The following is an 11,413-nucleotide window of genomic DNA, read 5'->3' as shown; positions in this document are numbered from 1 at the left end:
TCAGTCCGGAATCCCTTGCGAAGGAAGATCAATGACGTCCGGGCGGCTGCCCGCCTGCAAACGCGCGGCGGCGCGATCGGACAGCACCACCAGGGTGATGCGCCGGTTGACCGCGTCGCCGGGATTGCTGCCCGGCACCGGCACGCGGTCACCCATGCCGGTGACGCGCAGCAATTTGTCGTTGTCCAGGCCGCCGGCCACCAGCACACGACGCGAAGCATTGGCGCGGTCGCTGGACAATTCCCAGTTGCTGTAACCGCTGTCGCCCCGGGCATAGCGCAGGCTGTCGGTGTGGCCGCTGATGCTGAGGCGGTTGGGAACGTCATTGAGCAGCGGCGCCAGGGTGCGCAGCAGGCGACGCATGGCCGCCGATACCCGGTCGCTGCCCAGCTCGAACATGGGCTGGCGGTCGGTATCCATCAGTTGCACGCGCAGCCCTTCCTCGGTCATCTCGAAGCGCATCTGGTCGCGCAGTTCGCGCAGGTTCGGGTCCGCCTGGATCACCGTCTCGATGCGCTGGCGCAGATCAATGAACCGCTGGCGTTCCTGCGCCGGACGGCTCTGCCGTTTCAGGTCGATGCGCGCCCGCTCCCCGTCGGAGTGGGCCGGGTCGGCGCCGCCGCCGGGAATCACATTGGTACTGGCGGAATTGCGGTCGCCATTGGTGAGCGCCACCTTGAGCGGGGTGCGGAAGTATTCCGCCAGCCCTTGCAGTTCCGACGGCGTGGCGGTGGACAGAATCCACAGCACCAGGAACAGCGCCATCAGGGCGGTCATGAAGTCCGCCAGCGCGATCTTCCAGGCGCCGCCATGATGGGCCGCGTGCACACGCCGGGGCCGGCGAATGACGATGGCGCGACGTGGGCTGCTCATCCCTCTCCGCCGCCTCCCACGCGGGCCGAACGCACATGCTCCTCCAGTTCATCGAAGGACGGACGTTCGGCGCTGTGCAGGGCCTTGCGACCAAACTCCACGGCCAGCTGGGGCGCGTAGCCGTTCAGATTGGCGAGCAGGGTGACGCGCACGCACTGCAGCATCTTCACCCCTTCCGCCACCTGCCGGTCGATGCGGCTGGCCACCGGATTGACGAAGCCGTAGGCCAGCAGAATGCCGAGAAAGGTCCCCACCAGCGCGTGGGCGATCATGATGCCCATTTCGCCGGCGCCGGAATCCGCCGAGGCCAGCGCCTTCACCACCCCCAGTACCGCCGCCACGATGCCGAACGCCGGCAGCGCGTCGCCCACCTTCATCAGGGCGTCGGCGGGGATGTGCGCTTCATGTTCGAACGCCTCGATCTCATGGGTCATCAGTTCGTCCAGCTCCATGGGATCGACGCTGCCGCTCACCATCAGACGCAGGTAGTCGGTCAGGAACCCCATGATCAGGGGATCCTCGGCAATGCGCGGATAGCTGGTAAACAGCACGCTTTCCTGGGGGTTCTCGATGTCCTTCTCGACGCCCAGCACGCCCTCGCGACGCATCTTGGTCAGCAGCTGGTACTGCAGCGCCATCAATTCCATGTAGATGCTTTTATCGTAGCGCTTGGTGCGTTTCAGGCGGCTCGCGGAACGGAACGTGGCCTTGATCGCCTTACCGTTGTTGGCGGCCACGAAGGCACCGATGGCCGCGCCCACGATCATCAGGATTTCCGTCGGCTGATAGAGCGGCCCCAGGCTGCCGCCCGCCAGGGAGAAACCGCCGAATACAGAGATCGCGACGATAAGAAAGCCAAGAGGTATCAGCACAACGGGTGTCCTTCCTGCCGGGGGTGACTCGCATTACCTTCCCTATCGGCAGAAGGGCGTGGGGCTTGAGGGATTTTTACGGTCGGACGCCCGCTTTCGGGCGCCCGGGGGCGGGGCCGCCGATCAGGCGTTCGCGACCTTGTCGGCGGCGGGCTTCTTGCGGGTCTTGCCGGCCCGGGAGGGCGGCTGGCAGATGCCACACACGAAATCCTGGCTGGGCGTGTGGGCATGATTGACGAACCGGCCACCACAGCAGGTGCAGGCGGACAGTTCAAACAGATCGCTCTCGAAAAAGCGCACCAGCGTCCAGGCCCGGGTCAGCCCCAGCACCGGCTCCGCCTCGTCCAGAGCCACCTGCTCCAGATACAGGCGGTAGGCCTTGACGAAGCCTTCCATGCGCGCGCAGCCGTACTGCTCGGTGAGCTGCCGGTAGTAGCCGTAGAACAACGACGAATGGATGTTCGGCAGCCAGGTGATGAACCAGTCGGTGGAGAACGGCAGCATGCCCTTCGGCGGCGACGCGCCGCGCACCTCCTTGTACAGCCGGATCAGCCGGCCACGACTCAGCTCGATCTCCGACTCCAGCACCTGCAGTCGGGCCCCCAGTTCAATCAGTTCGATGGCGAGTTGCACTTGGTGCATCTCGTCAACCAGACTCTTCTCCGTCATGTGCCCCCCTCAGTACTGACAGGCGGCCATGAGCAGCGAGGCGTGGGTCTGGCCCAGGCCCTGCTCACGCTTTTCCCGGGTCAGCTCACTGACCTGCCCGGCATCGTCCAGATGCAGACGAAACAGCAGCTGATTGGTACGCGCCATGCGAGCCAGCTGTTTGGCGGACAGCGACACCAGGACCTTGCCCAGGGCTTCGTCGATCTTGAGCCGGAACAGGCCGGTGGTGAAATCCTCATTGAGAAGCCGCTGCGCCAGCAGCATGTAGGACAGATTCAGGTCCTGGATTTCATTGAGAACATGGTCGATGTTCATGACTGCGTTGCTCCTTCGGTGACCCCAAACCGAGGATGATTCCCCGATTCCCATGGTGAATGAGCGCTGGCCCCCGGGCGTCGTCCTCTGGTCCGTCGTGACGAAACGCCCACCAAATCCGCTCTTTACCGTTAACCAATACTTTATTACCAGTTACAAACTAGTTAATAAGTGTGCAGTTTGTTGATGTTGTGATTGAAACGTATCACAACATTCACCCTATGCTCATACTTTATTGTGAACAAAATCACACAAACAGCCATTTATGTGAATCTGATCACAATATTCATTTGGGGGAGTCGGTTGACTTATTCGTACTTTTCAGTGGCACTCCAGTACGAAGAAAGAGGGGTCGTTCAGCGGGGAGCGCGGGCGTTCTCCCGGTCTTCCAGGTCCCGCACCCACACCAGCAGCTCCGCGATCACCTGATAAAGCGAGGGCGGGATGCAGGCGTCCACGTCGAGCTGCATCAGCAGCGCCACCAGTTCCGGCGCGTCGTGGACGAACACCTGATGGCGATGGGCCTCGGCGATAATGCGCTCGGCCAGTTCGCCGTAACCGCGCGCCAGCACCCGGGGGGCCTGTTCGCCGTCCCGGTAGGTGAGCGCCACAGCGCGCCGGCGCTGAGTGTCCTGGGGGTCGCGCTCAGTCATGGTCGCGGCTCTCGTGAATGGTCAGGGTGACGCCCTCCTCCATGAGCGGCGCCAGGCGCTCGCGCAAACGCTGGCCGCCGGCGCGCAGCCGCCGGGCGGTGTCCTCGGTGGCGGTCAGATCCAGATCCAGGCGCTGGCCGGTGAGCGCCAACCGCACCCGCACCTCGCCCAGGGTGGCGAGGCTCAGGGTCAGTTCAGAGCGCCAGGGCGGCGCCGGCTCGTCGTCCGACCGGGAGCCGCCGCCGTCGGACTGCCCGCGGGGCGGCGTGTCACGGGGCGGAACCTGCACCACCAGAGCCATGAACAGACCGGACCAGACGTCCCCTTCCCAGCGCAGCACCGGCGTGGCCAGCAGCTCCAGCTGATGACGCAGCACGCCGTGCAGCGCTTCCCGATGCCCCTCGGGCAACAGCGGCCGGGCGCCGCGCTCGGCGTCGCCGGCGGGCCGCCCCCCGTCGTCCAGGCCGGCCTCGGCGCTCGCCGAAGACAGCGGCGAGGCCGGCGCGGAGAGCCCCGAAGCGGACTGGGACGGAGCGGCAGGTGGTGAAGCGGCGGGCGCGGAGGCGGAAGGCAACGGGGGCGAAGACGCCGGCGCGGCGCCGGAGCGTTCCCGAGCCGGAGCCGGTGTCAGGCCGGCGCCGGCCAGGGCGTCCCGGAACAGACGCATCTGCGGCTCCCGGGCCAGCTGTTCCAGGCTGCGCTCACCTCGAAACCAGCCTTGCAGATGGGACTCGTAGAACAGACCGCTGTGCTCCAGGCTGCCGCGCAGGCGGGCGGCCACCTCGGCGGGCGCGGCCTCGCCCACGGCCAGCAGCGGCGCGGACGGCCGCAGCGCCGAAGGCGGCGCCGGATACTGGCTGAGCAGGTCGCCGATGGTGCGGGCGGCGGCACTGAAATGGGTGCGCGTGGAGCCCCCCGCCGGCGGCGCGGCCGGTGTCGTCGGCGCGCCGGCGGGGCGTTCGCCGGTGGCGGCCCCGCGGGCGCTGTCGCTGGTGGGCGCCGGTCGCGGGTCCAGGCGCGAGTCGCTGTGCACCGCCGGCGGCGCCTGGCCGGGCTGCAGCGGTCGCACCGGCAGCGGCAGTTCCCGCGCCAGGGGCACGTCCACCCGCTTGCCCAGCACCTGGTGGAGCAGGGTATCCAGGATCGGCGTGATGCCGCTCACGGACGTCCTTTTTCGAAGCGCGGCCGGCCGTCCAGCACCGCCGCCTCCTGGGGCCCGTAGGAGCGCTTCAGATCACGCTGGCGACGGGACAGCCCGATCAACTGATCCAGCTCGTCGCGGCGCGTCAACAGACAGGTGCGGATGGTCTGTTCGCGCTCCAGGATGCCCGCCAGCACCGCCGCCTTGCGCTGCTGCTGGGCGCGGCTCAGGCGTGCTCCCGCCTCGCAGCGGGCCAGCCATTCCACGTCCACCACGTAACGGCTCTCTTCCTCGATCAGCGCGCCCCAGTCGCCCTCGCGGGCCAGGGTTTCCATATGCAGGGTGCGCCGTGCCAGGCCTTCGTAGACCCGCATCACCTGATCGGCGCTGACGGTAGCGTGCGTCATTCGACCCCCCGGGATGGTCGCGGCTCGATCTCCCGCCAGGCGGACGCGATGTCGGCGAGCAGACGGCCGGCCTCGTCCAGGCTGGCCTGGTCATTGCGCAGATTGGCCTGCAGCAGCAGACGGGCGATGTAGTCGTAGAGCGACGCCAGCCGCTCGGCGATCTCGCCGCCTTTTTCCCGGTCCAGGGCTGCCAGCAGGCCGTTGTTGACGATGTCCAGCGCCTTGGAAATGGCCTGGCCCTTGTCCGCCGCGCGTCCGGCCTGCAGGTGCATGCCGGCGGTGCGAATGGCGCTGGCGGCGCCATCGAACAGCAGGGTAATGAGCTGATGAGGGCTGGCGGACAGAACGCCGCTTTCCACTCCGACCCGGGCGTAGGCCCCGGCACCGCGGCCGTAGGCGGCGGCTCCACGCGATGTTGTCATAGTGTGCTTCCTTCGCCGTGGCGGTTATTGGCCCAGTTGGGCGTTCAGGGCATCGAATTGCTGGGTGAGATAGGAACTGGTGGAGTTCATCTGCGCGATCATGCTGTCCAGCTGCTGGAACTGCTTGCGGTAGCGGGCCAGCGTGCTGTTGATGCGCTCCTCGGTGCGGGAGTAATGCTCCTGCAGGTTCTCGATACTGGACTCCAGCCCTTCGGTGGCGTCTTCCAGGGTGCCGCCGTCGTCGACGATGCTGGCCAGGGCCTCTTTCAGGCCCGTGGCCAGGCCCTTGCGTTCTTTACCATCGGCGCCATCGACGCCGGTGAAGAAGGCGGACACCTCGGAGAGATGATTCTCCAGGGCGTCGTCCAGATCCTCGTCGTCGATTTCCAGGGTGCCGTCCACGGTCAGCGTGATGCCCAGATCGCTGAGGGTGCGCATCTCGCCGTCGGGCAGGGCGCCGCCGATCAGCCCGCGCAGTTGGGAATCGATGCCACGCAGGGTGGTGTCACCGAGCAGCTCGCCCCGGCTGCCGGTCTTCTGGTCGTAGCGGGTCAGGCCGTCGATGGTTTCCTGCAGCTTGTTGTAGCCGTCCACGAACCCTTTCACCGCCTTCTTGATGCCGGAGCTGTCGCGGGTCACATCGATGGTGGCGCTGCCGGTTTCCACCAGATTCAGCGTCAGCCCCTGGATGGCGTCCTCCACCCGGTTGCTCTGGCTGCTCACGGCGATGCCGTTGACGGTGAGTTCGGCGTTGCGCGCCGACACCTCGGTGGCGGGATCCAGGCTGAGCGCATCGCCGGGCCCGCCGCTGAAGGTCACCTCGGCGATGGCCGCTTCGGTGCCGGTGTCCGAGGACGACAGCACCAGCCGGTAGGGCGTGCCGCTGCCGTCGTTCATCAGCGACGCCTGCACGCCACCACCGGCCTCGTTGATGGCGTCGCGGATGCTTTCCAGGGAGCTTTTCTTGTCGCTGATCGTCAGGTCCAGGGTGTCGCCGTTGGCCAGCGTGATGCTGAGGCTGCCGGCGCCCAGCCGCGCTTCCGGATCGGCCACGCCCTGGGTGGCGATGCTGTAGCCCCGCGCGCGCTGGGTGACCTCGATGTCGTAGTTGCCGGTGAGCGCGTCGTCGCCCTGCACCACCGTCAACGCGTCGCCGCCCACCTGATTTTTCACCGCCTGGAATTGCTTGGCGTCGGCCAGCTTTTCGCTGGCTTCCTGAAAGGCGGCGAGCGCGCTCTCCAGCTTGCCATAGGCGGAGATCTTCGCCTGATAGCTTTGCTGTTTCTGGGTGATCGGCGTCAGCTGCTGGCGCTCGGACGCTTCCAGCTGATCAAGCAGCCCGTTGAGGTCCAGGCCGGAGCCGATGCCCAGGGAGGAAATTGAGGCCATCTGGGTTCCTTACTGTAGTCTCCGGGAATGATTGTCGCCGAATCGCCCGCCCCGGTAGCGGTGGAATAAAGACCGGCAAGGCTCGCTTTTCCATGATATCGGCGTGATAGCGCCGGAACTTTAGCCTCGATGTCACCCGGCAGGCGCGATACAGGTAGTGTGAGCAGGCCCTAATCCGCCGGCGCCGCCAGCGATGTCTCCGGCTCGCCTCTTTTCGCCAGGGCTTCGCCGTCCACCCAGCCGCCGTCGTCCGCGCGCAGCCGCAAGCGCGACGGCAGTCCGCGCGAATCCAACGCCGCCACCCGACCGATCAGCCCATCCGGATAACGCACCAGGCTGCCCACCGGCCACACCCCGAAGTGGTCGCGGTAGCGCTTCACCCACTGCTCGTCGAAGCGGCCCGGATTGCGGTCGAGCCAGGCATAGATGGCGCCCACGGACCAGGGATCACGGCCGGGCCGCTGCCGGGACAGGATGTCGATCACGTCCACCACCGACGCCAGCCGGGCCAGCTGGCTGAGCTGGTCGCCCCGTCGCTGGTTGGGGTAGCCGCTGCCGTCGAGACGCTCGTTGATGTCGCCCACCACCGCGTCCAGCACCGGCCGGGATACCCAGCCGCAATCGCCGAGTCGCTGTTGCAGCAGCGGCACATGGCCCTGCAACCAGCGGTGCTGGCGCGCGTCCAGCACCGGCAGCGCCAGCAGATCCCGGGGCAGCAATGCCTTGCCCAGATCGTGCACCATGGCCGCCGCCGCCAGGGCCTTGCACAGGGCCCGGGGCATGGCTTCGGCGCGGGCCAGATCCAGCAGATGCACCGCCACGCCCAGGCCATGGCGCACCAGCAGCGGCTCCCGGTCCAGACAACGGGTGGCGAACAGCAGGGCTTCCCGGTCCTCTTCCTGCAGATCCAGCAGCCGGTCCGCCTGACGGGACAATTGGGCGCCGTCGATGGAGTGGCCCTGGCGCAGCGTCAGCATCTGGTTGTCCAGCCAGGCGGCGCAGGGCGCCAGCCGGTCCGCCATCGGCGGCACCGGGAACCGGGACCGGGGATGCGCCCGCAGCGGCGCCGGCGCCGCGCGCCGGAACAGGGACGAAGGCGCCAGGTCGGTGCGGTGGCCGTCGGCGGTGCGCGCCGACTCCCGCTCCACTTCGCGCACCAGGAACCACAGGCGGCGCTCCCGCTCCTGATCGATGTCCTCGAAGGCGAAGCCCACGGTGACCGTGCCCCGCTCCGCGTCCACCCGCTGATGGGGGGAGCGGGCGGCGATCTCGAAGCGGCTGCCATCCGGGAAGGCGATCTCCAGCGCCAGTCGCCGGTCGCTGTCCAGGCCGGCGGTCAGGCCGCAGGCTTCCAGCTCCACCCGACAGCCGCTGAGCGACAGGTCGCGCAGGTCACCGAGACTGCTGGCGCCGCTTTCCGGGTCGCGCACCGTCACCGCCGCCTCCATGCCGAGACGCAGTTCGGCGCGGAAGGCGGCGCGGCGCTGTTGCCATTCCAGGTACTCCGGATAGGGACAGCGCAGCCACCAGCGCCCTTGGGTGTCCTCCACGGCCAGGGCCTTGAGCACCGGCGAGCGCACCATGCCGCCCTCGCCCTGCCCCACCAACCGGAAGCCCACCCCACGGCGCAGCTTGCCGATGCGCTCGCCCAGGGTGGAGATGTCCAGCAGCAGGGGCTGGCCGGGACGAAACGATTCCAGCACCACCGGCAACGGATCGCTGTCGCGATGCTCCAGCGACAACGCCGCGCCACCGGGGCCGGACAGGATGGTCAGCAATGCCTCGATGCGGCCCGGATGCCCGATCCGCTCAAACCCCTCGGGGGAAGACGTCATGGAAAAACCCTCGTATCACGCATGCCCCAGTGTATCGGCTTCCGGGCTGACTGCTTTATATGCAATTGCCTCATGGTCGCCGTACTCCCCGCGTGAAGACGTTTTTTTCCGCCCAACCCTAAAGCTCGGGGGCTTGCCGCCGAAAAACGGGGTAACGGCCCGCGCCGTTGCTCTCATACCCAAACGGTGAACACAGAGAAGGACATAGCCATGTCAGTGATCAACACCAACATCACGGCCATGATCGGCCAGCAAAACCTGGGCAAATCCCAGAGCGCCCTGCAGACCTCCATGGAGCGTCTGTCCTCCGGCCTGCGCATCAACAGCGCCGCCGACGACGCCGCCGGCCAGGCCATCGCCAACCGCATGACCGCCCAGACCACCGGTCTGGCACAGGCTCAGCGTAACGCCAACGACGGTATCTCCGTGGCGCAGACCGCCGAAGGCGCTCTGAACCAGGTGAACGACAACCTGCAGCGCATCCGTGAGCTGACCGTTCAGGCTCAGAACGACACCAACAGCGCGTCCGACCTGTCCTCCATCCAGGACGAGATCAACCAGCGTCTGGACGAGATCGACCGCATCTCCGAAGAAACCAACTTCAACGGCGTGAAGGTACTGGCCTCCGACTCTGAATTCTCCATTCAGGTCGGCGCCAACGACGGTGAGCAAATCACCATGAACCTGAAAGCCATCACCTCCGACACCCTGGGTCTGTCCGACTTCAGCGTGTCCAGCGCGGTGGGCACCGACGACCTGAGCGCTGCCGCTCTGGAGGATTCGTCCACCACCGCCGTAGCCCATGCGGACATCACCTTCACCCAGGACGGTGAAGAGATCACCGTCGCCGCCGCTGACTTCACCACCTACCAGGACGCCGACGGCAACGACCAGTACGCCGTGAAAGTAGGCGATGACTACTACGCGGCCAACGCCGTCGTTACCGACGGCGCCGCTGGCCCGCCGGTCGTTGCCCCCACCGCCGACGTGACCCTGGGCGAGAAACTGAACGTGGTCGACGGCGCTTCCCAGGAAGCCACCGCCAACCCGCTGGCCTCCCTGGACGGCGCGCTGAGCGACGTGGACAGCCTGCGCTCCGAGCTGGGTGCCATGCAGAACCGCTTCGAGTCCGCGATCAGCAACCTGAGCACCACCGAAACCAACCTGACCGCGGCCCGTTCGCGCATCGAAGATGCCGACTACGCGGTGGAAGTGTCCAACATGACCCGCGCGCAGATCCTGCAGCAGGCCGGCACCTCCGTTCTGGCCCAGGCCAACCAGGTACCGCAGGGCGTGCTGTCCCTGCTCGGCTAAACCGGTCTTCTCCGGTCGCCATGAAGGGCCCTTCGGGGCCCTTTTTTTGTGCGCCCGCCGTCCCTGGCGGACGCCCTTCGGGCCGTCGCCGGGCGACGTCAAAAAACGCTCCCGGAGTTTTTTTGGTTCATCGCGCTTCGGCGGGAAATTTCGCTCCAGCCGGGGCGCGACTCAGGGCGCGACGCCCTTCCGGGAACGCCGCGAGTACGTCCATGTAGGCTCCCTTTCGAACGTCCTGTTCTCAAGGGTCCCGGAAGGGCGTCGCGCCCTGAGCCGCTGAGCAGTGATCCTCGGCGCCACGGTCGCTTCAGACGTTTGTCGGAGCGAAAATCGGCGCCTGCCAGCTCGAAGATGAGCTCTACGGAGCCGCCCCCCTCCGCCACCCCGGTTCATCGTTGTTGGAACCCGGAACGGTCCCGCTACCTCGAAGCGGAGCTGTGTGGGGGCCTTCCGGGACCCTGTCAAACAGGACGTTTGACAGGGAGCCTACAGGGACGTACTCGCGGCGTTCCCGGAAGGCCCCCACACAGATCCGCGCCCCGGATAGAGGCCTCCCGCTTCGATTACCCGCCGAAGCGCGATGAAGCCTTTTTTTGCGCCCTTACCCGCGCCCCGGACCGAGCGGGAGTTACCGCTAAAGATCACCGGGCGGCGGTCGATAACAGATCGGAGACTGCCAAATATTGCAAAGGCCCCGCCATGAGCTACCCGATCGACGGTTCCGCCTCCTCGCCGCAGGCGTCCCAGTTCTCTTACCTGGCCGCCCGCCAACGGGTGGAGAAGGTGCTTCAGCAACTGTCGGTACGCGCGGACGCGGACCACACCACCGCCGCCGAGGCCCGCGCCCTGTCCGGCGATGAGCTGGTGCGACCGGTGCAGCAAATCAATGAGGTGTTGCGCCGTTACGGCGTGCAGTTCGAGATCAGCGAGGATTCCGGCCGCACCGTTATCCGCCTGATCGACCGGGACAACGGCGAACTGATTCGTCAGATCCCGCCGGAAGAGGCGCTCAACGCCTCGCAGCGCCTGGAAGAAGTGAAAGGGCTGCTGCTGCGCGAAGAGATCTGAGACGCGCCCCTTTCAACTGCTTCAAACCTGCATATTCATAATGTCTTTGTAGGCGTTCACCAACCTGTTCCGCACCTGCACGCCCATCTCGAACGCGATGCTGGCCTTCTGGCCGGTGAGCATCACATCGTGCAGTTCCACGCCGGGCGCGCCGGCCTGGAAGGCGCGGGCCTGGGTGGCGGAATCCTGCTGCAGTTGGTTGATGCGCTCCAGGCTGTTCTGCAGGGCATCGGCGAAGCCGCCGCTCCCCACGGTGGCGTTGAACCGCTCGCCGCGGGCGCCGTCCACCGGGCCGGCCTGGGCGGCCAGGTCCCGCATTTGTGTCAGAGCCGCCTGCAGGGCGGGGGTGACCGGTGCGCTCATCGCCGCACTCCTCGTCGTCAATAAAGAGTCTTGATGGATAACGGCGAGCAGATTACCAGTGCCCCGCCCTCGGCCAAGCGATCAATTGACGA

The 11,413-nt window shown here is 66.7% G+C and carries 13 protein-coding genes; 2 read left to right on the top strand and 11 right to left on the bottom strand.

Annotated elements, in window-relative coordinates; all coding sequences use genetic code 11:
• From motB to ACLD0W_RS08430, 10 genes are all read right to left on the bottom strand, one after another.
• Positions 1-873 carry a flagellar motor protein MotB gene (gene motB, locus ACLD0W_RS08475; RefSeq protein WP_410307052.1) on the bottom strand — a complete coding sequence of 291 codons (873 nt, stop codon included), beginning with the start codon at positions 871-873 and terminating at the stop codon, positions 1-3.
• Positions 870-1,745, bottom strand: a complete 876-nt coding sequence (gene motA / locus ACLD0W_RS08470) for a flagellar motor stator protein MotA (protein ID WP_410307051.1) — start codon at positions 1,743-1,745, stop codon at positions 870-872. The genes motB and motA overlap by 4 nt, the downstream gene beginning before the upstream one ends.
• Positions 1,746-1,868: 123 nt before the next feature.
• Positions 1,869-2,414 (bottom strand): flagellar transcriptional regulator FlhC, encoded by a 546-nt coding sequence (gene flhC / locus ACLD0W_RS08465; protein ID WP_410307050.1) that lies wholly within the window; start codon positions 2,412-2,414, stop codon positions 1,869-1,871.
• A 9-nt stretch (positions 2,415-2,423) separates the two neighbouring features.
• Complete coding sequence (flhD, locus tag ACLD0W_RS08460; RefSeq protein WP_410307049.1) at positions 2,424-2,729, bottom strand: flagellar transcriptional regulator FlhD; 306 nt, start codon at positions 2,727-2,729, stop codon at positions 2,424-2,426.
• Positions 2,730-3,085: 356 nt separating this feature from the next.
• Complete coding sequence (locus ACLD0W_RS08455) at positions 3,086-3,382, bottom strand: EscU/YscU/HrcU family type III secretion system export apparatus switch protein (protein ID WP_410307048.1); 297 nt, start codon at positions 3,380-3,382, stop codon at positions 3,086-3,088.
• Positions 3,375-4,544, bottom strand: coding sequence for a flagellar hook-length control protein FliK (locus ACLD0W_RS08450; protein WP_410307047.1), 1,170 nt, complete (start codon positions 4,542-4,544; stop codon positions 3,375-3,377). Before ACLD0W_RS08450 ends, ACLD0W_RS08455 begins: the two co-directional genes overlap by 8 nt.
• Positions 4,541-4,930 (bottom strand): flagellar protein FliT, encoded by a 390-nt coding sequence (locus ACLD0W_RS08445; protein WP_410307046.1) that lies wholly within the window; start codon positions 4,928-4,930, stop codon positions 4,541-4,543. The genes ACLD0W_RS08450 and ACLD0W_RS08445 overlap by 4 nt, the downstream gene beginning before the upstream one ends.
• Positions 4,927-5,352 (bottom strand): flagellar export chaperone FliS, encoded by a 426-nt coding sequence (fliS, locus tag ACLD0W_RS08440; RefSeq protein WP_410307045.1) that lies wholly within the window; start codon positions 5,350-5,352, stop codon positions 4,927-4,929. Before fliS ends, ACLD0W_RS08445 begins: the two co-directional genes overlap by 4 nt.
• Positions 5,353-5,376: 24 nt before the next feature.
• On the bottom strand, positions 5,377-6,741 hold the full coding sequence (fliD, locus tag ACLD0W_RS08435; protein ID WP_410307044.1) for a flagellar filament capping protein FliD: 1,365 nt from the start codon (positions 6,739-6,741) through the stop codon (positions 5,377-5,379).
• A 170-nt stretch (positions 6,742-6,911) separates the two neighbouring features.
• Complete coding sequence (locus tag ACLD0W_RS08430; protein ID WP_410307043.1) at positions 6,912-8,576, bottom strand: HD domain-containing phosphohydrolase; 1,665 nt, start codon at positions 8,574-8,576, stop codon at positions 6,912-6,914.
• A 210-nt stretch (positions 8,577-8,786) separates the two neighbouring features.
• Here ACLD0W_RS08430 and ACLD0W_RS08425 point away from each other — a divergent pair, with 210 nt between their 5' ends.
• Positions 8,787-9,890, top strand: a complete 1,104-nt coding sequence (locus tag ACLD0W_RS08425) for a FliC/FljB family flagellin (RefSeq protein WP_410307042.1) — start codon at positions 8,787-8,789, stop codon at positions 9,888-9,890.
• A 699-nt stretch (positions 9,891-10,589) separates the two neighbouring features.
• Positions 10,590-10,958, top strand: coding sequence for a flagellar protein FlaG (locus tag ACLD0W_RS08420; RefSeq protein WP_410307041.1), 369 nt, complete (start codon positions 10,590-10,592; stop codon positions 10,956-10,958).
• A gap of 21 nt (positions 10,959-10,979) precedes the next feature.
• Here the strand turns inward: ACLD0W_RS08420 and fliE are convergent, their stop codons facing one another.
• The gene (gene fliE / locus ACLD0W_RS08415; protein WP_410307040.1) at positions 10,980-11,321 is read right to left on the bottom strand and encodes a flagellar hook-basal body complex protein FliE; all 342 of its coding nucleotides are present in this window, start codon (positions 11,319-11,321) and stop codon (positions 10,980-10,982) included.
• Positions 11,322-11,413 lie beyond the last annotated feature (92 nt).

This window comes from Alloalcanivorax sp. C16-1, assembly GCF_046507805.1.
GTDB lineage: Bacteria > Pseudomonadota > Gammaproteobacteria > Pseudomonadales > Alcanivoracaceae > Alloalcanivorax.
This window is presented reverse-complemented; position numbering and strand designations above follow the sequence as displayed.